The sequence below is a fragment of the Tepidibacillus decaturensis genome (genome assembly GCF_001561915.1).
Lineage (GTDB): Bacteria > Bacillota > Bacilli > Tepidibacillales > Tepidibacillaceae > Tepidibacillus_B > Tepidibacillus_B infernus.
Map to the genome: position 1 here is coordinate 408,311 of NZ_LSKU01000001.1, position 24,832 is coordinate 433,142.

Annotated in this window: 21 protein-coding genes and 1 pseudogene; 17 read left to right on the plus strand and 5 right to left on the minus strand. The window is 35.8% G+C overall.

Annotation, left to right across the window (positions count from 1 at the left end):
* The 3 genes from U473_RS15090 to U473_RS01990 form a co-directional block, all read left to right on the plus strand.
* On the plus strand, positions 1-268 hold a 268-nt coding region (locus U473_RS15090), incomplete at its 5' end, for a hypothetical protein (RefSeq protein WP_235589051.1).
* A gap of 56 nt (positions 269-324) precedes the next feature.
* A complete protein-coding gene (locus tag U473_RS01985) occupies positions 325-708 on the plus strand; it encodes a DUF302 domain-containing protein (RefSeq protein WP_068722853.1) in 384 nt (127 codons plus the stop codon).
* 139 nt (positions 709-847) lie between these two features.
* A complete protein-coding gene (locus tag U473_RS01990) occupies positions 848-1,738 on the plus strand; it encodes a peptidylprolyl isomerase (protein WP_068722855.1) in 891 nt (296 codons plus the stop codon).
* Positions 1,739-1,796: 58 nt separating this feature from the next.
* Here U473_RS01990 and shc read toward each other — a convergent pair whose 3' ends face one another.
* From shc to U473_RS02010, 5 genes are all read right to left on the minus strand, one after another.
* Entirely contained in the window at positions 1,797-3,563 is a 1,767-nt protein-coding gene (gene shc / locus U473_RS01995; protein ID WP_321164178.1) for a squalene--hopene cyclase, read from the minus strand.
* A gap of 718 nt (positions 3,564-4,281) precedes the next feature.
* Complete coding sequence (locus U473_RS02000) at positions 4,282-4,992, minus strand: SDR family oxidoreductase (protein ID WP_068722857.1); 711 nt, start codon at positions 4,990-4,992, stop codon at positions 4,282-4,284.
* Positions 4,993-5,012: 20 nt separating this feature from the next.
* Complete coding sequence (locus U473_RS14865; protein ID WP_323754974.1) at positions 5,013-5,738, minus strand: SPL family radical SAM protein; 726 nt, start codon at positions 5,736-5,738, stop codon at positions 5,013-5,015.
* On the minus strand, positions 5,732-6,025 hold the full coding sequence (locus U473_RS14870; protein WP_201024124.1) for a hypothetical protein: 294 nt from the start codon (positions 6,023-6,025) through the stop codon (positions 5,732-5,734). Before U473_RS14870 ends, U473_RS14865 begins: the two co-directional genes overlap by 7 nt.
* Positions 5,991-6,821, minus strand: a complete 831-nt coding sequence (locus U473_RS02010; protein WP_068722859.1) for a 5'-methylthioadenosine/S-adenosylhomocysteine nucleosidase family protein — start codon at positions 6,819-6,821, stop codon at positions 5,991-5,993. The genes U473_RS14870 and U473_RS02010 overlap by 35 nt, the downstream gene beginning before the upstream one ends.
* Before the next feature lie 187 nt (positions 6,822-7,008).
* Here U473_RS02010 and U473_RS02015 point away from each other — a divergent pair, with 187 nt between their 5' ends.
* The 14 genes and pseudogenes from U473_RS02015 (at position 7,009) to U473_RS02075 (ending at position 24,804) form a co-directional block, all read left to right on the plus strand.
* The gene (locus U473_RS02015; protein ID WP_068722861.1) at positions 7,009-7,986 is read left to right on the plus strand and encodes a nucleoside triphosphate pyrophosphohydrolase family protein; all 978 of its coding nucleotides are present in this window, start codon (positions 7,009-7,011) and stop codon (positions 7,984-7,986) included.
* A 108-nt stretch (positions 7,987-8,094) separates the two neighbouring features.
* The gene (locus U473_RS02020) at positions 8,095-9,534 is read left to right on the plus strand and encodes a bifunctional metallophosphatase/5'-nucleotidase (RefSeq protein WP_068722863.1); all 1,440 of its coding nucleotides are present in this window, start codon (positions 8,095-8,097) and stop codon (positions 9,532-9,534) included.
* 242 nt (positions 9,535-9,776) lie between these two features.
* The gene (locus tag U473_RS02025; RefSeq protein ID WP_068722865.1) at positions 9,777-10,055 is read left to right on the plus strand and encodes an ACT domain-containing protein; all 279 of its coding nucleotides are present in this window, start codon (positions 9,777-9,779) and stop codon (positions 10,053-10,055) included.
* Between the two features lie 16 nt (positions 10,056-10,071).
* Positions 10,072-11,433: a PFL family protein gene (locus U473_RS02030; protein WP_068722867.1), complete on the plus strand. Its 1,362-nt coding sequence runs from the start codon at positions 10,072-10,074 to the stop codon at positions 11,431-11,433.
* A gap of 143 nt (positions 11,434-11,576) precedes the next feature.
* Positions 11,577-12,724: pseudogene (locus U473_RS02035) on the plus strand (NRAMP family divalent metal transporter).
* Positions 12,725-12,904: 180 nt separating this feature from the next.
* Complete coding sequence (gene pxpB, locus U473_RS02040) at positions 12,905-13,651, plus strand: 5-oxoprolinase subunit PxpB (protein ID WP_068722869.1); 747 nt, start codon at positions 12,905-12,907, stop codon at positions 13,649-13,651.
* Positions 13,638-14,411 carry a LamB/YcsF family protein gene (locus tag U473_RS02045; RefSeq protein ID WP_068722872.1) on the plus strand — a complete coding sequence of 258 codons (774 nt, stop codon included), beginning with the start codon at positions 13,638-13,640 and terminating at the stop codon, positions 14,409-14,411. The genes pxpB and U473_RS02045 overlap by 14 nt, the downstream gene beginning before the upstream one ends.
* Positions 14,404-15,351 (plus strand): 5-oxoprolinase subunit C family protein, encoded by a 948-nt coding sequence (locus U473_RS02050; RefSeq protein WP_068722874.1) that lies wholly within the window; start codon positions 14,404-14,406, stop codon positions 15,349-15,351. The genes U473_RS02045 and U473_RS02050 overlap by 8 nt, the downstream gene beginning before the upstream one ends.
* Before the next feature lie 222 nt (positions 15,352-15,573).
* Positions 15,574-17,085: a TIGR02677 family protein gene (locus U473_RS02055; RefSeq protein WP_068722876.1), complete on the plus strand. Its 1,512-nt coding sequence runs from the start codon at positions 15,574-15,576 to the stop codon at positions 17,083-17,085.
* A 9-nt stretch (positions 17,086-17,094) separates the two neighbouring features.
* Entirely contained in the window at positions 17,095-18,291 is a 1,197-nt protein-coding gene (locus tag U473_RS02060) for a TIGR02678 family protein (RefSeq protein WP_068722878.1), read from the plus strand.
* On the plus strand, positions 18,278-22,444 hold the full coding sequence (locus U473_RS02065) for a TIGR02680 family protein (RefSeq protein WP_068722880.1): 4,167 nt from the start codon (positions 18,278-18,280) through the stop codon (positions 22,442-22,444). The genes U473_RS02060 and U473_RS02065 overlap by 14 nt, the downstream gene beginning before the upstream one ends.
* Positions 22,445-22,471: 27 nt before the next feature.
* Complete coding sequence (locus U473_RS02070; protein WP_068722882.1) at positions 22,472-23,842, plus strand: TIGR02679 domain-containing protein; 1,371 nt, start codon at positions 22,472-22,474, stop codon at positions 23,840-23,842.
* Between the two features lie 365 nt (positions 23,843-24,207).
* Entirely contained in the window at positions 24,208-24,441 is a 234-nt protein-coding gene (locus tag U473_RS14095) for a glutaredoxin family protein (protein ID WP_268807447.1), read from the plus strand.
* Positions 24,442-24,513: 72 nt separating this feature from the next.
* Positions 24,514-24,804, plus strand: coding sequence for a metal-sensitive transcriptional regulator (locus U473_RS02075; RefSeq protein ID WP_068722884.1), 291 nt, complete (start codon positions 24,514-24,516; stop codon positions 24,802-24,804).
* The last annotated feature ends 28 nt before the right edge of the window (positions 24,805-24,832 follow it).

Consider the following 24,832-nt stretch of genomic DNA (forward strand, 5'->3'; position numbering starts at 1 on the left):
GTTAAAAAATACCACAAAAAGAGATCTATTTCAATGGAATACGAATTTCATTTTTTCTTCATATCTACAGACTATCCTTTTAGTAAAAGATGAGAAATGGATAGTAGGAGTGAGGGATTTGCAAGCGCAGTTAAATGTTTTAAATGGTCAGGTAACACCACTTAAAATGAAAACAATTCAGAATGATTTTACTTCTATAAAGCCAAAGGGAGGACTCTGGATCTACTTCATAAAAACTTCATATTTATACTTTATAATATACCCATAGTGGTATTAGTATTAATAAAAATGTAAAAAATATTTTTGCAAAGAGGAGAGATAAGTATGGTACATTATACAGTAACGACACGAAAAGATATGGATCAACTTTTAATAGATATAGAAGCTGCTTTAAAAGAGATCCAATTTGGCATCCTATGGAAGTTTGATCTTCATGAGAAATTAGAGGAAAAAGGATTTTCTTCAGAAAAAGAACATACAGTCTTAGAAGTATGTAATCCAAAAGAAGCTTCTGAGGTGTTAGCAATTGCCCCACTTTCTAGTTACTTTCTTCCATGCAAAATTGTGATTTCTAGAGATGAAAAAGAAACACAAATCGGCTTCATTCGTCCAAGCGTTTTGATTGGAATCATGGAGAATGAAGAACTAATTAAAAAAGGCAAAGAGATTGAAGAAAAACTTACCCTTGCGATTAACCAAGCAAAATAATCAAGTTAATAAAAAATAGATTAGAACGCCGAGACTCTCGGCGTTTTTTGTTTGGTTTCATCAAATTTTCATTTTAATCTGGTACACTAATCACTATTCGAGATAATTTCAATAAAATAAACACCGAGAGGAGATCAAAATGGATAAAAAAAGGCAACGGAAGAAAATCTATCTCTTTACACTATTTATTCTATTAGGTGCGATTACATTATTTGCTGCAGGATGTTCTGTTCAAGAGGCTGTTGGCAGTGTAAATGGAGAACCGATTACCAAAGAAGAGTTATATGACCAAATGGTTAAACAATATGGGCAAGAAACATTCGATTATTTAACGACACAAAAAATCATTGAACTAGAATCCAAAAATCAAAAGATTACAATTTCTGATTCAGATATTGAAAAAGAACTGCAAAAAATGATGGAATCTTATGGTGGAGAAGAATCATTTAATCAAGCATTACAAATGAGTGGTATTACATTAGATGAAATAAAAGAAAATGTAAAAATAAACGTGCAATTAAAAAAGCTGCTTGAACCGCAGATTTCTATATCCGAAGAAGAAATGAAAAAATATTTTGATGAAAACAAAGAATCATTTGCTGAGCAAGAGCAAGTTAAAGCACGTCATATTTTAGTCGACAGTGAAGAGAAAGCAAAAGAAGTAAAAGGGCAACTAGAAAATGGTGGAGATTTTGCCGAATTAGCAAAAAAATACTCGACTGATACAGGGACGAAGGACCAAGGAGGAGAGTTAGGTTATTTTGGAAAAGGAGAAATGGTTGCGGAATTTGACCAAGTTGCATTCTCTCTTGAAGTAGGTAAGATCAGTGATCCTGTCAAAACAGATTATGGCTATCACATCATTGAAGTTGAGGACAAAAAAGAAGCCAAACCAGCAAACTATGAAGAGAGTAAAAATGAGATTAAAGATATACTATCTGACCAAAAAATGCAAGACCTTTATCCAACATGGTTAGAAGACCAGAAAACGAAGTATAAGATTGAGAATTTTCTTGAGAAAAAGGAGTAAAAATAGGATAGTTTAGATTAGAGGTAGCTTATATTTTAAGCTACCTCAATGGTTCTTATCACAAAAATTTTGATCGATAATGGCTTAATGCAAGCAGTGGCCAAATGTAGCGATAACTATGGTAAAGAATATAAAAATTTCCTGGGAAACCTGCTCCAGTAGGATAGGTCGTCCGCCAATCCTTTTCTTTTCCTAAATCAATTAAACATTGAATCCCGCGTTGAATGGTTGGAGTCGGACGATTATAAACAGCGATTAAGGCATCGACAGCCCATGCTGTTTGCGATGGGGTGCTTGCCTGAAGAGGTACGTATTGTTTCTTGGCATCACTAATACAAGACTCCCCCCAACCACCATCTTCTTTTTGGATGCTTAATAACCATTGAATTGCTTTTTGAATCCTAGGATGGTTAGAGGGAATACCTACTGCTTTTAACCCGGTAATCGCTGCCCAAGTACCATAAATATAATTAATCCCCCAACGCCCATACCAAGACCCATTTCTCTCTTGATTGAAGAATAACCAGCGAATCCCTTTTTGGACCGAAGGATGATAAGCATTTAAGCCTGCGTAATTTCCGAGGAATTCTAACGTTCTTCCCGTTAAATCGGCATGACTTGGATCAATCGTCACCGACTCAACCCCTTTAATTGGTAGTAAAGAGGTGTATTTTTTATTAGTGTTTTTCTCAAAGGCGGGCCAACCCCCGTCTTGATTTTGCATGGAAAGCGTCCAGATTGTCCCTTTTTGCCAAGCATAAAGATAGGAAGGATCATAGAATGCATTTGTTTGAATTGCTCGTAATGCAACAGTGGTATCATCTATATCTGGGTTAATGGTGTTACTTGGGGAAAAGCCCCACCCTCCGGGAATGGCTCTTGGATTGTGAAGTCGCCAATCCCCATATTTTGTATGCTGTTTCGCTAATAGGTATTGGTTAGCTTTTACAATCATCGGATCAGAAGGAGGAACACCTGCTTCTTGAAGCGCATAGCTGATGAGAGCAGTATCCCAAATGGTTGGAGGGGAGTTTTGAATCGTTGTATATCTATCCGTTTTACATGCATAAGATTTTAAACCATTCACTGCTTTTGTGATCGTTTTTGAATCTTTTGAATAGCCTAGTGCTAATAAGGCGAAGATCATGACAAACGTCGCAGTGAAATAACTATAAAGTGTACCGTCATTTTCTATTCGATTCAATAAGAACTCTTCTGCTTTTTGAAAGGCAAGTTCACGTGGATTTTTCAGGTCAGAAAGTTGGTTTAAGGCATTCTCAATCATTTTCTCTTGCCAAGCCATTAGTTTGAAAGTTGACTCATTCGACTTTTCTGCAAGATATAACTCAGATAAGTTAGGCGATCTTAATGTCTTTAAGAAAAATTTTTTATTTGCTCCAATCATGATGGGGACAAAGTGAACCCTCGCATACCCGACAAAATCAAAGATATTAAAGGGGATAGGTGGAGGAAGTAGAATCAATTCAATCGGTAAACTTAAATTTCCTGGCCAATGATACTGACCGGTAAAGGCTAGCATCACTTTTGTGAATAGGCTTACTTGAGACAAACCACCTTTTTCGATGATAAATTGTTTTGCTGCGATCATTTTCGGTTCCTCTGGATTCACATATCCTGAATAAAGCAAAGAATAGTAAGCTTCCACTGTAGCTGATAAATCTCCCTCTTCTTGATCATGATAAATCTTCCATGTGCCACTCGATGTTTGTTTTTCTTTTATTCGACGAACTAATGTTTGGATTAAAGCTTCATCATCTATCTCCAATGATCTTAGAAGAATAATCAGATAGGCATCAGCAATGATTCCATTTTCAAAGCAAAAATACCAAGCTCCATCACTCGCTTGTTTTTCCTCTAAAAGGCCATCAAACGGTTGATTTCATCATTAACCCTATTTATCATTTATTTTCATCCTCTGTTAATAGTAAAGAAAGTTTAACTTTCTTCCGCTTATCGTTTAAGTTTTATATTCATAGAAATACACGGACAACGGAGCGCGTTGGAATATACAAACTTATGTAATTGCCTATCTTATGTTATTCAAATGATAAAAGAAAGGTTAATTTGAATTGATTTCATTTACATCAAATTTTCACATTTTCCGATTACACTCGATTTACAATCCAATCACCGTTCGCATCTCAGGGGCTAATATCAATCGAAGAACTCTAGAAAATATTGAAAAATCCGGATTTGTGATTGAGGAAAATGGGTGGATATCCGCCGTTGCAGAAATGCCTTCCTTTCAATAGGATAGTTTATGAGCTTCATTCCACTTTTTTTGAAAGGAGAGCTAAACTTGTTTAAATTTCTTAAATTTTTACCTTTTATAACAAATATCTCTAAAATTGCAGTGCTATATTGGGGATTAAAAACACCATTGCGTCTATTTAAACGAATGTTTCTTCCTAAAGGGAAAGGATTTGCGTCACTCTTCAGCTTTTTTCCAAAAATAATAAGATTATAAATTTGTGATAGGTAAACAAAAAACCGTCTACAACATCACGTAGGCGGTTTGATCCTTATTTTTTCATTTGTTTTTTCCTATTAATCATATGTCGCTGTGGTTGAATGGTAAGCTCTGTCAGCACCGTACCTTCTCGTTGAGAAAGGATCGTTTCAACCGCATTTGCTACACATTCAGGTGTTAGATAGCTCTCAGGTACGTCACCTTCTTGAAAATCCAAATGATCATAGAAGGACGTTTGCGTCATGTCTGGATGAATAGTGACAACTTTTACTCCTGATTTCCGAATTTCATCAAATAGGCTGATCCCAAAATGCGTAAGTCCTGCCTTTGTTGCTGCATATGCACAACCAAAGGTACTGGACTTTTTTGCTGTGATCGAAGAAATGTTAATCATATATCCTTTTGTCTGGCGAAGTTCTCGCAAAAGCAAATTACTGAGAATCAATGGTGCTTTAAGATTTGTTGCAATCATCGTTTCAATCTGTTTCGGACTCAAGGTCTCGTGTGGGCCAAAATAGCCTATACCTGCATTATTCACAAGGATATAGACTTCATTCTCTTCGTCTTTGATTTGTTTTGTCACTTCAACGAGTTGTTTTGTGTTGGTAATATCGCAAACAATTTTTTGAAAGTGTTCGTGTTGATAGTCCGTTTTTGAAAAATCTCTTGCTAACCCATACACTAGAACATTCATTTGATTCAATTTTTTCGTAATGGCTAAGCCAATCCCAGTGGATGCTCCTGTTACAATTGCCGATTTCATTGTAGACTCCTTTTTTGATATTATGATGTATAAATTTTCTCTTTTGGTACATACTTTTCGATCATCTGAGTTACTTCTTGAATCAGTTGATTACGAATTTCTTTTGGATAGGTATAAACACCTTCCATATGTTCATAAGGGTAGTAAATCAGATCAGAATTATTTCGATATTTACGAATATTTTTCAGATAATCTTTGGGCATCCGAAAAACTCCTACACTGATATCCAGAATCTTCTCAACAGGTATGGTCATAAACGTTTGGTCCACACATTCCTGATAGTGTTCGCGCCAATCATCAATGTGTAAAAGAGGATCAAAACTTAATCGAACCTTCCATCCGTCATTGATCGCTTGTCTGATATTCGCAAGCCTTGCTTCTAAAGAAGAGGTGCCTCGTTCATAATGTTTCACGATAAAATCAGGGGATACCGTCCATCCCAAGATCACATTGTTCAAGGGTTCAAAATGACGAATTGCTCGATAATTGACACTTTTCGTTCGAATCTCAATCGTTACATTCGCATGATTTTTGGCATAGTGAATCCATTCCGCTGTAAAGGGAGCGATATTTTCAAATGCTAGTAGATCGGTATCATAAGAGATAGGAAGATAGACAGAATGTTTTTCTAACATCTGATCTAATTCGGCAAAATAATCTTCTATATTCACAAACATCACGACATGAGCAGAAGAAAACATGCCTTGTAGATAGCAATAATCACAATGATAAATACAATTTAAGATATTCGTCGAGTAGTAAAAATGTGGGTTCCCGAAATCATGACAAACTTCTGCACCAGGATAAAAATAATGATCTTTTTTTCCGCTAAAATAAGCTTTTGTGAATTTTTTTGAACGAAAAAGTTTTGTTTTGGACGATGGAAAACTTCTTGATACTGATCGATTTCAATTACTCTAGCATTGGGAAAACGCTGAAGAATTTTTTGCGCCATCGGATGATCTTTCATATTTTCCTCAACATAGATATGAGAGAACCTAGGTGTATAAAAGTTGTTTGCGGATTTGTTCAAAATAGGTCTTCCCTTCAGACTTTGTTTTTACCTCAACATGAAGATATGATTGTAAAAGATCTAAAGGTTCTTTGGTACGAATTTTATATTGTTTTGTAAGATGAATCAATTGATGATACATGGTAATGGTTAGACGAAGGTGATCTCGAAGTTGCTGTAAAAGTTGCAGATCCTCTTCTGTTAGTACCTCAGGATCGGTAAAAGAAACCTCTTGCAAATTCTTAATAAATGCAGCAATCGACTCAAGTTGATTCTTTATCAATTGCGAAATATCATAAGATGTAACGACAGTAGGCTTCAATTGGTCAGAAACAATTTTTAGCACATGAATTTGGTGGGGTGGCAAGAAAGTAGAAGCAGCTTCAAAAAATCCAGCCCCTTCCATATCGACGAGATCCCCTATCACTTCCTTGCTCATTGATAGATCAACGATTGTAGAGAACGTCTCTAACACCCCTTCAGAAAAAGAATGTTCTACCAAGATGTCTGGATAGTAGTTATGCTTTGTATCATGATGAATGATTTTGTGACAGTAGATGAGATCGCCTTGTAACTTTTGGCTCTTAGCTCCCGCAACCCCAATATTCAGAATGGTATCTGTGGCCTTTACTTCATATTTTGTTAATAGATAAGTTGTAGCAATCGCAGAAGAAGTGATACCCACACCACTTACTGCGAGAACAATCCCGTTATTTTCATAGAGTTGAATCCTAGAGACTTTCAAAACTTTTTTTAGTTGAAAATACTCAATCAACGGTTTTGCTTCAGGGTATAATGCACTTATGATGAAGATCATTCACATCACCTGTCTTTTTAAAAGAAATATCTTTTCTTATTATAAATGAATGGTTGAAGGTAAGCATAATATAAGGAAATATTTTTTAAATAGAAGGGTTATTAATCATGTGGAAGAAAAATAATGATGAGATTGTAGAAATTTACAAGGAATTAGTAGAAATCATTAATTAAAAAGGGGAAAGGAAATGACAAAAACGATCCGAGATTATCAACAAAAGGTAGATCAAACTGTACGTGTATTAGGTGGATATTGGCGACCACTTTCAGGGTTGGCAAGAGTGATCGAAGAGTTAGGAGAACTAGCAGAACTATTCATGCAGGAAGAGATGGATAGAGAAGACCTGGGAGGGGAACTGGCAGATCTTTTTGTGATCACAGCATCAGTTGGAAACCAATATTGTATGGATTTGAATGAGGAATTTTCTTTAATGGCTTACCCAATAGAAATTGAAGAGCTTTATAAGCAGGCTCAACCTGTGTCCAGTAAAGTGGATGGGGTAATGAGTCTTCTTACGAGAGCTGGACAGATCGCTAGAATTCTCAATCATTATGAGGGAGATAAGAAAAAGAAACCGACAGAGAAGAAACGAAGATTGGGTGAAGAGATTGCTAAATTCAACATTGATCTGATTGCGCTGGCAAATCTCAATAATATCCCGCTTTTCACCTATGTAAATCAAATATTAGACCGTGATGTTGTGCGAGATAAGAATCGGTTTGACATCACTCACGATCCAACGACTGAACCTTCCCTCGATCATTTTCGTGAACTGACGAAAGGAACACCTTATGAATCGTTGAAGAAAGTTTGGGGTTCCTATGAATGGGATGAATCACTCTCATTAGAAAAGAACTTACAAAATACGCTTCCTACCTTTCAGCGTTTTGGGAAAGTAGGAGAAAATGAAGGACTTGAGGCGCTAGTTCTAGAAATTGTAGGAGAGGAATTTATCTCTGATGAAGAAAATCGCAATAAAACGATTCAAAGGACATTACAGTTCTTCCATCAATTTGATCCATACATTGGACAAGATCCATACGTAAATGATCTCGGTCTTCATGAGTTAACCTTTCGTTACCATTTTTATGGAGTAGAGTTTGACTGGGTTCCTATGGTTCATAGGCAATCATTGTTCCTCTTATTTATACGGTCAATGAGCTGACATCGAAGATTATTGCCATGGAAGCATGGATAAGAAGAATGGAAAAAGGTTAAGAAGTATATAGTGCCAGTCCTCTTGGTTATCCTAAAGAGGAAAGGAGTGGAGTGAATGATAGTACAATTAACCATTATCCAACAAAATGATAGCCATAGTCATATTGAACCACATTGGGAAGGTTTTTATGGCCGTGAAATCCGTTATGATATGACAGGTGGTTTTGCACGGATTGCCCAATATGTGAAACAACAAAGAGAAAAAAACCCCAATCTTCTCTTTATCGATAATGGAGATCTGTTTCATGGAACAGGCCCAGCATTGTTATCGAAAGGTGAGACTTTGATTCCTGTAGTATCCAATCTTGGTCTTGATGCATGGGTTCCCGGGAACTGGGATTATGCCTATGGTCCTAAACAATTGCAAAATTTAGCGAACCGTCTCCCATTTTCCACGATCGCTTGTAATGTATTTGATTCGGTACATGGAATCCCTCTTTTTCTACCATATATTGTGAAAGAGATGCAAGGATTAAAGGTAGGAATGATTGGTCTCACCTTTCCATATGAAGATCAGACGATGCCCCCGTCTTTTTCGGAAGGTCTCTCATTCACTTTAGGATTAGAGGTGTTGCCTAAATATATCGAGCATCTACGTACAAAAGAGAAAGTAGACTTGGTTATTTTAATCGAGCATATTGGCCTACCATTATCTCAAAAATTAGCGACACTAGTAACTGGTATTGATGTGATCTTAAGTGGTCATAGCCATGACCGGATTAAACGGCCAATGAAAATTAACAATACATTAATTATCCAATCTGGTTCTCATGCATCTTTCCTAGGGCAATTGGATTTGAAAATTTCAAATGGGAAAATCATCGACTATACTCATCAACTTATTCCCTTGCTTACAGATCAATTTGAGGAAGATCCTCTTATAAAAGAGCTGGTTGATCAAGCTATCATTCCTTATCAAAACCTGCAAGAGAATGTCGTTGGCAAGACAACCATACCACTTCATCGAATGTTCTTATTAGAGACTCCGATGGACCACTTCATTACAGATGCCTATATGCATCACATTAATGCAGATATTTCTTTTTCTCATGGATGGCGTTATGGTGTTCCAGTTCTTCCAGGATCGATTACTATGAAAGACATCTGGCAAATTATTCCTTCGAATCCCGAACTATTTACAGTAGAAGTTGAGGGAAGAGAACTCATGCAAATCTTAGAAAAAAATCTAACTTCCGTCTATGCTAGTGATCCATTTCAACAGATGGGCGGTTATATTTTGCGATCAACAGGACTCTATATAGCATTCAAACCATATAACGGGGAAGGTAATCGGATCGAATATGTGGAAGTAAATGGAGAACCCCTTAAACTTGATAAGTCCTATAAAATTATTGGAGCAGGCCAGCAGGACTTTAGGGAACTTGGAAGTCGAAGAAAGTTCTTAGGGATTAAATCCCATGATGCGATTGTTCAATATCTAAAGGAAATTAAAGAGTATAAGGGGAGAAACAGCAATTATGTAACTAGTATTTAAGTTCCGTTGAAAAACTCTTCTGTAGTGGAAGGGTTTTTTTACGGAATAAGTCACTCTTTTATGCGTATCTTAAAAGGTATCTAAATCCTGTAGGTCTGTCTTTCTTTTAAATAAGCAATTATGAAATTGTTTTAAATAAAAAATTGACTTACTCTACTACATTAAAGCATAATAATATCAATATTCTTTTTTTAGTTTATTAGGAAAGGGTATCATTAAAATTTTAGATTGAGGTGAAATAAATGAATGAGAAAAAAGCCGTAGTAAGTGTCATTGGAAAAGATCAAATAGGTATTATTGCTCAAGTAACAAGTATTTTAGCAGAATATCGAATTAATATTTTGGATATTAGTCAAACGATTCTCCAAGATTTTTTTACAATGATGATGATTGTCGATTTGTCTAATGTAGAGGGAAAAGTGGATCAAGTGAGGGAAGATCTAAATAAACTTGGAGAAGCCCTTGGCCTAAAAATTAATGTACAGTTAGACGAAATCTTTAAAGCGATGCATCGCATATAAGATAGGAGGGACAAGAGTGACTTTAGCATTAACTGAAATGATGGAAACCATCCGGATGGTTCAAATGGAAAACCTCGATATTCGTACTGTAACTCTAGGAATCAACCTTCGTGATTGTTATGATACGGATTTTGAAAAAATGAAAGAGAAAATTTATAAAAAAATAACTACCTTTGCAACAGATTTAACCAAAGTGGCACAAGAAGTTGAAAAGGAATTTGGCATACCTATTATAAATAAACGAATTTCAGTCACCCCTATAGCAGAAATATTAGGAAGTTGTACAAAAGAACAGGCAGTTGAAATAGCAAAGACTCTTGATAAAGTAGCAATCGATTTAGAGGTTGATTTTATTGGTGGTTTTTCAGCCTTGGTACATAAAGGTATGACTAAAAGCGACCAAACCTTAATAGAATCTATACCTGTCGCTTTGTCAACTACACAAAGGGTTTGTGGCTCAGTATCAGTTGCAACGACAAAAACCGGAATTAATATGGATGCTGTGAAGTTGATGGGACACGTAATAAAGCAGGCTGCTGAACTTACTGCAGACCAGGATGGGATTGCTTGTGCGAAATTAGTTGTTTTCTGTAACCCAGTTGAAGATAACCCTTTTATGGCCGGAGCTTTTCATGGTTCGGGAGAAGGCGAAGCGGTACTCAATGTTGGCGTTAGTGGGCCTGGGGTGGTTTTAAATGCTTTAAAACGTTATCCAAATGCTGATCTTGGAGAGATAGCAGAAGTGATTAAAAAAACAGCATTCAAAATTACAAGAGCAGGAGAACTAATTGGTAGGGTCGTAGCAAAAAAATTAAATGTTCCTTTTGGAATTATGGATTTATCTTTAGCTCCAACGAATGCTATTAATGATAGCGTAGCTGAGATTTTGGAAGAAATCGGACTTGAACGTACTGGAACCCATGGTACGATTGCTGCATTAGCTTTAATGAATGATGCGGTAAAAAAAGGTGGTGCAATGGCTAGTTCTTATGTAGGGGGACTAAGTGGTGCATTTATTCCTGTAAGTGAAGATAACGGAATGATTCGAGCAGTAGAAGAAGGTGCATTAAGTTTAGAAAAATTAGAAGCGATGACAAGTGTTTGTTCGGTAGGATTAGATATGATCGCTTTACCAGGCGATGTCACTGCTTCAACACTATCATCTATTATTGCTGATGAAGCTGCTATAGGGGTAATTAACAAAAAAACAACTGCTGTACGCGTTATCCCTGTTCCAGGAAAATCTGAAGGTGAACTTGTGGAATTTGGAGGTTTATTAGGTCGTGCCCCAATTATGAAAATCAATCATTTTTCTTCTGAAAAACTTATTAACCGTGGTGGACGAATCCCAGCACCTCTTCAAGCATTAAGTAATTAAAAATATTCTTTTACAAGGAACATATATATTTTTAAAAAGTAAGATTTGAAAAGGAGGATATTTATGAGTAATGGTCCATTACTGCCAAACACATCTATGGGTTCAAAAAAAATATTAGTGTAATATTAGGAGCCATTTTTATTATGGCTACATCAGCAATCGGCCCCGGGTTTTTAACTCAGACTGCTGTTTTCACTGAAAAATTTATGGCTAATTTTGCCTTTGCAATTTTAGCCTCGATTATCATTGATATCGGGGCTCAAGTAAATATTTGGAGAATCATCGCAGTATCTAGAAAGCGTGGGCAAGATGTTGCTAATATGGTCTTGCCAGGACTAGGAAGTTTAATCGCCATCTTAATCGTTATAGGCGGTTTAGCATTTAATATAGGAAACGTTGCTGGGGCAGGTTTAGGATTAAATGTTATCTTTGGTGTTAGTCCAACTACTGGAGCGATAATTTCAGCCATCTTTGCTATCATTGTTTTTAGCTTAAAAGAAGCAGGCAAAGCAATGGATATTATTGCTCAAATTCTTGGCGGAATTATGATTTTAATGGTAGGATATGTGATGTTCATCTCCAACCCACCTGTAGGAGATGCACTTGTTAAGAGTATTTTTCCTGATGATTATAGTATATTATTTCTGCCAATGATCACCTTAATTGGTGGTACAGTAGGGGGATATATTACTTTTGCTGGAGGACACCGTTTGCTAGATGCTGGGATTACTGGGGAAAAAAATCTGCCATATATAAACAGGGCTTCGATATATGGAATCTTAGTAACTGGATTAATGAGAATTTTGCTGTTTTTAGCTGTTTTAGGAGTGGTATATGCTGGGAATAAGTTGGATCCTTCCAACCCGCCTGCATCAGTCTTTCAAATCGCTTTAGGTGACTATGGCTATAAGTTTTTTGGTATTGTTCTTTGGTCTGCAGCGATTACTTCCGTAATTGGTGCAGCTTACACAAGCGTATCATTTTTACGTTCTTTCCACGCACTTTTTGATAAATATACTAATTTTATCATCATGGGATTTATCATTTTCTCAACGTTAGTTTTTGTGTTAGTTGGTAAGCCAGTAACAATATTGGTAATCGTTGGTTCTTTAAATGGATTAATTTTACCTTTAACATTAGGATCTATATTAGTAGCTTCTAGAAATAAAAAATTGTTGGAGAAACCTATCGCCATCCAACTTGGATGATCATTTTTGGAGCAATTGCCGTATTGATTACATCCTATATCGGGTGGGTATCTCTTCAAGGAATCGCTGAATTGTGGAAATAGTAACTCTTTTACACAGGGAATAATAAAAATGTTATCTCCTGTGTAATTTATTTAATACTTTCATTAAATTATATGAAGCAAATTATTCAATGTCTTCTTATCAATGTTTTGCTTTTTTATGATCTTTATGTTAATTTTGTAAAATAAAAATATGTAGACTTTTTTTGGAGGAAGGAGTATATGAACCTAGATTTTCAGCCACTAGGGGATACAGCAATTCGAGTATCTTTTGGAAATGAAATTTCTAAAGAAATTAATCAGGCGATTCGTTTATTCACAAATGGTTTAAGTCAAAACCCAATCTATGGGGTTATTGAATGGATTCCAACTTATGCTTCCCTAACTATTTTTTATAATCCTGCATTAATTGCATATAAAGAAATGTTGAATAAGTTAATAGAGATTAAAGACCATATTAAAGAAACTAATTTACCTTCAGCAAAGATATATGAAATCCCGACCTATTATGGCGGAGAAACAGGACCAGATTTAGCTTATGTTGCAAAATATAATAATCTTACTGAAGATGAAGTGATTTCCATCCATACGGGTACTGATTATTTAATTTATATGATCGGGTTTGTACCTGGTTTTCCATATTTGGGTGGTATGTCAAATAAGATTGCTACTCCGCGTCAAGAGAAGCCAAGAACCCGTATTCCAGCGGGATCCGTTGGTATTGCTGGTGAACAGACTGGTATTTATCCGTTAGAGACACCTGGAGGCTGGCAAATCATCGGAATCACTCCACTTAAGCTATATGATCAAACAAAGGAACGTCCCATTCTCCTATCAGTAGGACATTACTTAAGATTTGTAAGCGTTTCATATCATGAATATTTAGAAATAAAGAAAGCAGTTGAAAACGGGAACTATCAAGTAAAAACTTACAAAAAGGAAGAGGGGATGGATTATGTATTCAATTGATTTAAATAGTGACTTAGGAGAAAGTTATGGAAATTATCGTATTGGTAATGATGACGAGGTGCTAAAATATATTACTTCTGCTAATATTGCGTGTGGATATCATGCTGGGGATCATAATGTTATGATGAAAACAGTAAAAAAAGCGAAAGAATTAGGAGTAGGGGTAGGAGCACACCCAGGGTTCCCTGATTTAAGTGGTTTTGGACGAAGAGAAATAAGAATGTCCCCTGAAGAAATTTACAATATGATGATTTATCAGATAGGCGCATTATTGGGTGTAGCTAATTCACAAAAAGTAAGTGTTCAACATGTAAAACCACATGGTGCATTATATAATATGGCATCAAAAAATAAAGAAATGGCTATGGCGATTGCTAAAGCAGTGAAGGATTTAGATAAAGAGTTGGTTTTATTTGCTTTAGCTGGTAGTGAACTTTATAAAGCAGGGGTAGAACATGGACTGAAAGTAGCCCAAGAAGTTTTTGCCGATCGTACCTATCAGCCAGATGGCACATTAACTTCTCGTTTACAACCAAATGCGATAATTCATGATCTTGATTTTGCTGTTGAACGTGTGATTCGAATGGTTAAAGAGGGAAAAGTAAGAGCAGTAAATGGAGAAGATATTGATATTCAAGCAGACACCATTTGTGTACATGGGGATGAACCACAAGCTCTTTCATTTGTTAAGACACTAAGAGAAAAATTGAAACAAGAAAAGATCATGATTAAAAATTTTGGAGTGTCCTCGAATGTCTAAACCTTTATTAAAGGTAATCAAACCTGGGTTACTCACCACTGTTCAAGATTTAGGGCGGTTAGGCTATCAACAGTATGGAATTGTCGCTGCAGGTGTAATGGATGCTTTTTCAATGCAAATAGGCAATTTACTGGTTGGCAATCCAAGAAATGAAGCAGTCTTAGAAATTTCAATAATTGGACCCACTTTGCAGGCGTTAGATGATATGTTGCTTGCTATCTGTGGTGGTAATCTTTTTCCTACAGTTGATGGGAAAAAAATAGACATGTGGAAGAGTTTTATATTAAAGAAAGGACAAATTCTTTCTTTTGGTGCCCCAGTTGAAGGTGCAAGAGCCTATTTGAGTATTGCAGGCGGGTTTGATATTCCTATCGTAATGGGAAGCAAATCAACTTATATAAAAGCCGGAATTGGTGGATATAAAGGTCGTGCTTTACAAAAAGATGATATTCTATTTGGTAAAGGAATTCTAGAAAAAAGATATGTTGGACGGTTACTTCATTATGATGAAATTCCGACATATAAAAGTGAGATTCATGCTAGGGTTATTTTAGGGCCACACCTTAATTATTTTACTGAAGAAGGAATTCAGATCTTTTTAACCCAAACTTTTGAAATTTCATCTCAATCGGATCGAATGGGATACCGTTTAAATGGTCCCCAAATTACACATCTTTCTACTGCTGATATTATTTCAGATGCTATCCCCTTTGGCGGAATTCAGGTTCCATCAAACGGTCATCCAATCGTTTTAATGGCAGACCGACAAACAACAGGTGGATATACTAGAATTGCTACCGTTATTTCAGTTGATTTACCTTTATTAGCGCAAGCATTACCAGGCCATACCATTCGTTTTTCAAGTATTTCTGTAGAAGAAGCCCAGGTTTTATATAAAAAAAGAGAGAATTTGTTTTATACTCTATCATTACTAGCTTAAATTTTAAAAAACACTAACCGTAAAAACAATACCTATAAAAAAAGCTCTTTACCATAGAAAAGCAAGAATGGAGCAATTTCAAAAAAATAATCGCAAAAAGGTTTTTATAATAGGTAAAAAGTGAAATTAGTAAAAACATCCCTCTTGGAATAATGGGGATGTTTTTTTATGTTTGTTTGATATACTGTAACTGAGAAAATTTTTAAAAATGTGAGGAAATCTATGAATGATCAAATGTTAAGAGCGATATCAGAGGTTACCTATTTAACGACAGATAATGCATGGCGATACCGTTCAATCCTACGTTATTTTTATCAACAGCATGAACGATTACGTCATTATCTATTCCCAGAGGAAATCTATGAATATTTGAAACAAAACTTTCACTTTCAAGAATATACAGAAGAACAATTACAAAATGACTTGAACCAATTAGTTCAGTGGAAAAATATCATTCCCCGTCAAGAGACAGGAAGAGTTAATTCAATTGAGGATTTTAAGAAAAAGAAGTTTCGCTATCAGGCGACTCCCTACACCATTGAAATTGAACGGATGGTTCAAGGGTTAGAGAAATTAGGGGATTCTTTCGGTGGATCATTGGAAAAGACCTTATTTGATCGATTGCTTGAATCCTTATATCAACTCACTGCTTATCACGAAAATCCCTTTCATAAAGGCAAACGTGAATATGATGTGGACAAGCTAGATAATGAGGCATTATATCGTTTGTGGGAAGATATGTTTGATCAATTTCGGAAAATGGCGGAAAACGCTACAGATTATATTGCCTATCTTAAAAGTGAGAAGGTTGAAGAGGTCATGATGACTGAAACATTTCTCGCCTTTAAGGATGCTTTAACCGAATATCTACGGAATTTTATGTCTGCGTTACAACGGTCTTCCTTTAAAATCGAATCCGTTTTGCATGATACTAAGACTGATTTTATTGAGCATGTGGCTAATCGTATTGCAACCTATCAACTATCGATTCCTCGTTTAATAAATCTACCAAATGAACAGGATCTAATTCAGCAATCGATTGATCAATGGCAAAGCTTACAAAAGTGGTTTCTTGGTGAAAATGGTCGTGAAAGTGAACTTTCCTTTTTGCAAAATGAGACGAACGAGACTATTCGACGGATGACTCGATTTGCACAGCGAATCGGAGAAAGAAGTCAAAATTTCCGTAGTCGCCGAAAGGATTATCTTCATTTAGCGAAATGGTTCGCTGAGATGCAGGATATACAAGAAGCGCATAAACTATCGTCTGTTGTCTTTGGTGTTTTTCATACGAGGCATTTTCAAACAGATGGCATAGAGACAGAAGATATCTATTCCGAGGTTTGGGACCAACCCCCTACGATCTTTACTTTAAAACCAAGGATTAAACAATACAAGGAAAAAACCAGACCTGGAATCATTGTGAACAAAGAACGAGAGAAAAAAGAGACACTTCAACAATATTTGCTAGAAAAAGAGGCAGAACAGAAAATGATGGAACAAATAATGAATCAAGATCGAATTGTACTTAGTCAATTAACGATAGTAGATCCATACGTACGTAAAACCCTTTTGAATTGGATTGCAAAAGCGATGGGAAATAAAGAACAAATCGGTAAAACAGAAACGGGTAGACGATTTAAATTATTACAATTGAATGATTCTATGATTCAGCTTGAGTCAGAAGATGGATGGTTAAGAATGCCCAATTATGTTTTCTATTTCATAGATTAGGTGGAAAAAATGGAGAAACAAAATTTGATATTTGATGAAGTGGCACAAGAGGTTTTAGAGGATTTATTTGAACAATTTTGGATTCTACGTGAGAAGGATCCAGAGAAATACCAGATGATTCGGGAGAGAGAACATGCATTAAGGGATTATTTTCAGGAAAAATTTGGTTACCGTTTCATTGTGCATCGCCATTTTGCGAAATTAGAAAAAATTCCAGTTGATCCAGAACCATGGATGGGAATTCAAATGTTTATACATCCACGTGATTATGCCTTGTTTGCATGTGTATTAGCCTTTTTAGAGGGGAAAGCCGTTGATGAGCAATTTCTATTAATGGAAATTGTCGAAGACCTGTTAAGTATTTATCCAAGAGAGGAAGGAATCGATTGGACCAATTATGAACATCGTAAGTCTCTTGTTCGTGTACTCAAGTTTTCTGAAGAGATAGGAATTGTAAAGGCTGTAGATGGAGATATTGAAGGTTTCTCGCAAACAGAAAACCATGAAGTACTTTATGAAGTTCCGCTCATCTCTCGTTATTTTATGCGATCCTATCCAAAGGACCTATTTCAGTTTGAGTCTATGGAAGAGATTTTGAAAGTAGAGTGGATGGGAGAAGAAGCGAATACAGGAGCGATGAGGAGATATCGAATCTATCGAAAGCTATTCTTGTCACCTGTACTCTACAGTGAAGGAGTACAAGATCCTGACTTTCAATATCTACGGAATTATCGGAATCGATTACGGGAAGATATTGAGTCTCATACACCCTTTCAATTGGAATTATATAAAAATACAGCAATGCTCACATTACCTGAACGAAAAGCACGCTTTCATTTATATCCAGATAATAAGGGAATTATGGACGTTGCTTTGCAATTTTCGAGTATTGTACGGGAACAACAAGTTGAAGATGAGATCCCAATTCAATGGGATGGTTCTTTATTATTGACTTGGTTAGATTTTGAACGATGGGTAGGATTTTGCAAAGAAAAATATGGGATAGGTTGGAGCAAGGAACACCGTGAAGCCTCTATTCAAGAAACCACAATAAAATTATTTCAGCTTTTAGAGGATTGGAAATTGGCTAGAAGAGAATTGGATACAGGGGCAGTCATACTTTTACCAGCATTAGTGCGAATGATTGGGCGTTATCCAGATGATTTTAACGGAAATGAGGAGGTAGGAGAAAGTGAAGGGGAATAAATGGCAACTTCATCGTGCAGGTTTACTTAATTTTTGGTATTACGACGAGGAAGAGTTTCAATTTTCGGGAGGTAGATTACTTTTAAGAGGAAGTAATGGATCTGGGAAATCCGTCACCATGCAAAGTTTACTCCCTGTATTATTAGACGGAAAGAAAAGTCCCGACCGTTTAGACCCATTTGGCTCGAAAGCAAGAAAGATGGAGGATTACCTTCTTGGTGAAAAAGGGATCGTTGATCGCGATGAGAGAACAGGATACTTATATCTTGAATATAAGCGTCAGGATACGGAGCAATACTTGACAACTGGAATTGGCTTACGGGCTAAAAGACAAAGTAACATGGAATTCTGGGGATTTGTGATCTATGATAACCGCCGAATCGGACAGGATATACTCCTGTATAAGCTAGAAGCTGGAGAGAAGATTCCACTGACAAGAAGAGAATTAGAAAATAGATTAGAGAACGGTGGTAAGGTGGTTCGTACACAAAGAGAATATATGGAGTTGGTAAATAAATATATATTTGGTTTTGAAACATTAGATGCGTATGATGAATTGATTAAGTTACTCATTCAATTGCGTAGTCCCAAATTATCCAAAGAATTTAAGCCAACTGTCATTTATGATATCTTGAATGAATCTTTACCAGCCCTATCTGATGAAGAATTACGTCCATTATCTGATACAATCGAAAATATGGATCAAACCAAGCAACAATTAGATCAACTAATTCGAGACCAAAGATCCTTGAAACGCTTATGTAAAGAATATGATCAATATAACCAATTTGTTCTAGTAGAAAAAGCAAATGGCGTATTGGTGGCTCATCGAGAGCAGGAAAATGTACGCAAAAAGAAAGCAGAATTGCAGCGTAGAATGAGTGAGTTAAAAGCTGAATTGGATTTGCAGAGTAGGAATTTGGAACAACTTGAGCGAGAAGAAGAAGTTCTAAAGGATGAAGAAAAGCAATTACGAGATCATGATGTATTTAAAGCTGAAGAGAAAAAACAAGAATTACTAATAGCAGAAAAACAGATAGAATTCAAAAGAAAGCAAAAGGAACAAACCCTAGAAGAAAAAAAGCGTAAAGAAAGAGAGTTAAAAGATAAAATACGGATAGAAGCAGAAAAAGAGGAAAAAGCAGATCGCCTGATCCAGGAATCGCTTGAGGAATTGGAGTTTCTGGCGGAAGAGGCAGCCTTTTTCAATCATCAGATTGCCGCTCCAGAATTTAAACGAAATTACCAAGGGGTTTATCAATTTGATTTATGGAAGAAAGAAGTTCATGATTATCAAGGAAAACTAGATGAAATTCTTAAAATTCTTAGGGAGCATTCGATCATCAAAAAACGTTATCAAGAATTAGAAAAAGAGTTAGGAGAGGTTAATAAAGATCTTGATGATCAGCGGAGTAATGAACGGAAATGGGAGCAATATTTTGAAGAGGAGAGAGAGCGTTATTTAGAAGCTTTCCATATATGGCAACAGCAAAATAAACAGCTGGATTTGTCAGATAAGGATGTGCAAATGGTGGCCTCTCGAATTGGCCAAATCTATGACGAATATCCTTTAGAAGAAATTAAGGCTCCTATTGAAAAACGATATCGTGAAGTCTATCAAGTTCTCCAAAAAGAGAGCATTCAATTACAACAAAGAATCGAAACAAAGCAAAAAGAAATAGAACAGAAGAAAATAGAATTAAAAGAATGGAAGGAAAAGAAAGATCCAGAACCAGAAAGACATTACGAAACAGTAGAAGCTAGACAACAACTTATGAAACAAAATATCCCTCACCTTCCTTTTTACTCGGCGGTAGAGTTTCATGACGAGGTGTCAATAACGCAACGAGAACGAATTGAAGCAGCGATTACAGAGATGGGTCTATTGGATGCATTGATTATTCCTGAATCTTATTCAGTAGAACTCGTTCATGATCGAATCATTCGGCCAAACCCACAATTTTTTGGCTATACGTTAGCAGATCTTCTTTATCCAACACCGGTTGAGGGAATTGAGGTAACAGGAAAGGATATTGATCATGTATTAAGAAGTATTGTTATCGATGAAAAGGCTGATTCTCTCATTTCGATTAATGAAGAGGGTCGTTATCAGATTGGACTGATTGAAGGACATGCCCCTGATCAGTCACAGGCAATCTATATTGGCAAAGAAGCTCGAAAACAATATCGGTTACAAGTGATTCAACGAATTGAAGAGAAAATCAGTGCACTAGAAGAAGAGAAAATTCGAATGATACAGGAATCCCAACGATGGGAAATGAAACTTGCAACCTTAGAACGAGAATTTCTAGATTTTCCAGAAGATAAGGATGTAAAACATGTTTATGAAGAATTAGTAGAAACTAGACAAAAGATCAAATTACTTGCAGAGGAAGCAAAACGTAAGAATGATCGTGTAAAACAAGAGCTTGAACAATTACAGAGGATCAAAAATCAATTACGAGAATTAACAGAGGAAATCAGCTTGCCTATTCAGGAAGAAGCATATGAAACGGCAAGAACATCAATACTGAATTATCAACAGGAACTACGAGATTTAGAAAGTAATTATAAGGACTATCAACATAGTAAACAAAGCATCTTGCTATATCAACAAAACTTGGAAGAAATTCAGTTTGATATTGATGAATTAAAAGGAGAATTGAATCAAATTGAAGGAGAGATAAAGAAATATCATCTTCAGTTACAACAAATTGAAGAACGTTTAGCAGAGTTAGGAGCCGAAGAAATACGGCAACTGATTGAAAATATTGTTCAACGATTAAAGCAAATTCCAATTCAGATCAAAGAATTGATCGCAAACATACAAGATATACGCAATCAAATCAATCATACTGAAGCAGAGATCAACAAAAAGGAATCAGAGGTTTTATTTGCAGAACAGCTCTTTCAAAAATGGTTAACCATTTTCACAGAGGATGATCGATTACAACTGGTGAATGTGATCGAGGATTCGTCTATTCGGTTAGAAGAAGAGCATATTGTGAGTCGTGCTAAACAAGTCTTAAATCAATATGGTACACTACTCCAAAACCTAGATCGCGAAAAAGTGAATCAACGATTAACAAACGTTTATTATCAAGAACAGAGTGTGCTCGTAGAATATCGTCTTACCCAAGATACGATCTTTGAGATCAATGAAGAGATAAGTATTGATGATGAAAACATCATCATGAAATGGGATCAATTAAAACAGAAGGCAAGACGAATTCAACTGCTTATGGAGTATAATGGTAATCGTGTCAGTCCTTATTATGTTTTAACTCAAATCGATAAAGATATTGAATTGCAAAAAGTAATATTAAGTGAAAAAGATCGCGAATTATACGAAGAAATTATTTTAAATAGTGTAGGGAGAATCATTCGCGCTAGAATTAATCGGGCAGAACAATGGGTGGAGAAAATTAACCGTTTAATGTCTGAAAGGGATACATCAAGTGGGTTGACCTTTTCCATTCGATGGAAACCTAAGACTGCGGATATAGAAGAAGAATTGGATACTAAAGATTTAGTTGATCTTCTTCGTCTTGATTCTAGACTATTAAAAGCAGAAGATATGAATCGTATCACCACCCATTTTCAATCTAAGATCACTCGTGCCAAAGAAGTACTTGAAGAAAAAGGTTATGGAGAAACCTTGCACCAAATGATTAAGGAGATGTTGGATTACCGCAAATGGTTTTCATTCACTCTTTATTACAAAAGGGAAGGAGAACCAAAAAGAGAACTTACAAACAATGTCTTTTATACGTTTAGTGGAGGCGAAAAAGCTATGGCGATGTATATTCCGCTATTTTCTGCAGCTTATTCTAGGTATCTGGAAGCCCGTGATGACGCACCATATATCATCTCTTTAGATGAAGCCTTTGCAGGTGTGGATGAGAATAATATTCGTGATATGTTTGATCTAGTAGAGAAACTAGGGTTTAATTATATCTTTAATTCACAAGCCTTATGGGGAGATTATGACACAGTATCTCAATTATCGATCTGTGAATTAGTTAGACCGAAGAATGCATCTTATGTTACAGTTGTTCGCTACCACTGGGATGGTAGAAGATTGCAACTTTTGAAAAGCGAAGGGATTGAAGAAAATCGTCTGGATCAAGAAAAGATAAAGTATATGGTATAAAAAGAAGTTTAAAAGGGGAAGTAATGCATGGATAAGCTAAATCATTTAACCAGTGAAGCGGTAAAATACTTCAAACAGGAGAAAGGTTTTCAAACACTTTTTCAACTATTGATCAACAAATATAAGAGCCTAGGAAGAATTGGGGGAAAAGTTACCATCGTCAATGTGAATGAACAGGAAAAAGAGGTACTTTCCTCTTTTTTTCGTAAGGACTTTTCCAAAGAGAAATCAATCACCATCGCATTTTCACAGTTTGAAAAGGCACTTGAAAGGACAAAGTTTGCAGGAGTTGATGTTAAGGATTTATTAGATGGTTACATTGGACATCCAATCATATCGCAGGCAGAAGAAAAAGAACGCTATGAACGACTTAAAGCTAATTTTTTTGAGGAATTTAAACAACGATACAACGACCCACTTGCTCTAGGCTTTCTTCAACATATTCAAGAAAAGGGGAATGGCGTAAGAGGATTTCATCTTGCTTATGATAAAGATCGGGATTTATTTAAGAGTCAGTTGGAACAAGTGATAAAAGCCATTTCTATTTTAACGTTTCGTTTAGAGACAGATACTAGAACAAAAGACTATATTCGATTGCCTATCTTTGCCTACCAAGTGACACAAGATCCTCATGGTTTTGACCTGGATACAGATCAAGGTCGGTTTCTTATTGTGGCTTTACAATGGATTCGACAGTTGGAAGACCAAGATTATGAGATGGTAAGTTCGTTGACGGCTGAAGATGTTAGTGAATTGATGCAATATTTTAGAATCATTCGCGATGATATATTGAATTTTGTCACTTGCACTGGTATTTTAGGTTTTTGCGATGATGGGACGCCAGAATCGTTATGGTGGGAGGCATTTAAGGGGAATCATGTTATGAATGTTGCATTAAGGGAATTGATTAAACTCCATTTCTTTATACCCGGTGTTACGTATCATTCAAGAAAAGCCAATGTTGTTTTTGTTGTTGAAAATTCTGGTGTTTTTTCGGCAATCATCGACCAATTACAATTACAAGAGTCTCCACCAATCATATGCACTCATGGGCAATTTAAACTCGCTACCTTGATTTTACTAGATTACCTTGTTCAGAATGATGCTATTATTTATTACTCTGGAGATTATGACCCTGAGGGCCTTCAAATGGCTGAGAGATTAAAAAACCGGTACCCCGAACATGTCCAACTTTGGCATTATGAAGTTGATGAATATATGAAAGCAAAGTCAACCGTTGAATTATCTGATACGCGGCTTAAAAAATTAGAGACAATAACACTAAGTGAATTACTACCATTAAAAGAACAAATAAAGATAGAACGTAAAGCAGGGTATCAGGAAAAGTTAATTCCTAAACTAATAGAAGATATAGAAAAGATGATGGAAGAGTGTTAATACTAGTGGAGATTTTGTGTGTAGGAAATATTTAAGGAGATACTCAATCGCTTTGATCACATTGAGAACCAACTGAATGGTTTTGACGTGGAACTAACGTTTTAAGAGGATATTATGAATTTCCTCTCCAAAAATAGTTAACTATTTAGACACAATATTGACATAGACATGACTAAATTAGAAAGATTATAATTTATAATATACTACACGGGGGTATGGGTATAATTTGTGATGGATTTTTGTTTAGAGAAAATATTGATTTGGACAAATTAAAAAAGAATTAAAATTGAATTAGGATTTATGGGTTTGAGGGGGTGATATGGATGGAAAATATTACATTAGAACTATTTACAAGGCCAACATGAATAGATTGTCAAGCGGCGAAAGAGTTTCTTTCCCAACACAATATTGACTATGTAGAACATGATCTTAGTATTCATCCTGAAAGGGAGGATCTACTAAAAGAGGTTTCTGGTACAAGAATTGTTCCTACCTTTGTTTTTCAACAACCCGGTTTATTTGGCCTTTTTAAAAAGAAAAAAATACTTATTGGTTTTGAAGTGAACGAAAAAGAAATAAAGAAATTACTTTTAGGATAGATTTTCCATTTGAGTTAACTTTACACCCTTCAATAGATACGGTATAATTTAATACATAAAGGGGGTAGGGGTATGGAAAACTTAAATGAGCATATGCACCCAAATGAGATGAATCAAAAAATTCTTCAACGTTTAAAACGAATCGAGGGACAAGTGCGTGGTATTCACAAGATGGTAGAAGATGATCGTTATTGTGTAGATGTCTTAATTCAAATTGCAGCTGTACGTGCTGCTTTAGACAAAGTTGGATTATCCTTATTAGAGAGACATACACACGGATGCGTCCAAAAGGCAATTAAATCTGGTAATGGTGATCCTGCGATTGATGAATTGATGGATGTTATTAAATTGTTTATTAAATAGATAGATAGTCATCAAAGGAGTGAGTAAA

What these genes read in the sequence shown, in the direction of transcription:
- U473_RS01990 (WP_068722855.1), top strand. Translation starts at nt 848, where the DNA reads ATGGATAAAAAAAGGCAACGGAAGAAAATCTATCTCTTTACACTATTT.
- U473_RS01985 (WP_068722853.1), top strand. Translation starts at nt 325, where the DNA reads ATGGTACATTATACAGTAACGACACGAAAAGATATGGATCAACTTTTA.
- U473_RS02070 (WP_068722882.1), top strand. Translation starts at nt 22,472, where the DNA reads ATGGATAAGCTAAATCATTTAACCAGTGAAGCGGTAAAATACTTCAAA.
- U473_RS02015 (WP_068722861.1), top strand. Translation starts at nt 7,009, where the DNA reads ATGACAAAAACGATCCGAGATTATCAACAAAAGGTAGATCAAACTGTA.
- U473_RS02010 (WP_068722859.1), bottom strand. Translation starts at nt 6,821, where the DNA reads ATGATCTTCATCATAAGTGCATTATACCCTGAAGCAAAACCGTTGATT.
- U473_RS02045 (WP_068722872.1), top strand. Translation starts at nt 13,638, where the DNA reads ATGTATTCAATTGATTTAAATAGTGACTTAGGAGAAAGTTATGGAAAT.
- U473_RS02055 (WP_068722876.1), top strand. Translation starts at nt 15,574, where the DNA reads ATGAATGATCAAATGTTAAGAGCGATATCAGAGGTTACCTATTTAACG.
- pxpB (WP_068722869.1), top strand. Translation starts at nt 12,905, where the DNA reads ATGAACCTAGATTTTCAGCCACTAGGGGATACAGCAATTCGAGTATCT.
- U473_RS02000 (WP_068722857.1), bottom strand. Translation starts at nt 4,992, where the DNA reads ATGAAATCGGCAATTGTAACAGGAGCATCCACTGGGATTGGCTTAGCC.
- U473_RS02025 (WP_068722865.1), top strand. Translation starts at nt 9,777, where the DNA reads ATGAATGAGAAAAAAGCCGTAGTAAGTGTCATTGGAAAAGATCAAATA.
- U473_RS02060 (WP_068722878.1), top strand. Translation starts at nt 17,095, where the DNA reads ATGGAGAAACAAAATTTGATATTTGATGAAGTGGCACAAGAGGTTTTA.
- U473_RS02075 (WP_068722884.1), top strand. Translation starts at nt 24,514, where the DNA reads ATGGAAAACTTAAATGAGCATATGCACCCAAATGAGATGAATCAAAAA.
- U473_RS02020 (WP_068722863.1), top strand. Translation starts at nt 8,095, where the DNA reads ATGATAGTACAATTAACCATTATCCAACAAAATGATAGCCATAGTCAT.
- U473_RS02050 (WP_068722874.1), top strand. Translation starts at nt 14,404, where the DNA reads ATGTCTAAACCTTTATTAAAGGTAATCAAACCTGGGTTACTCACCACT.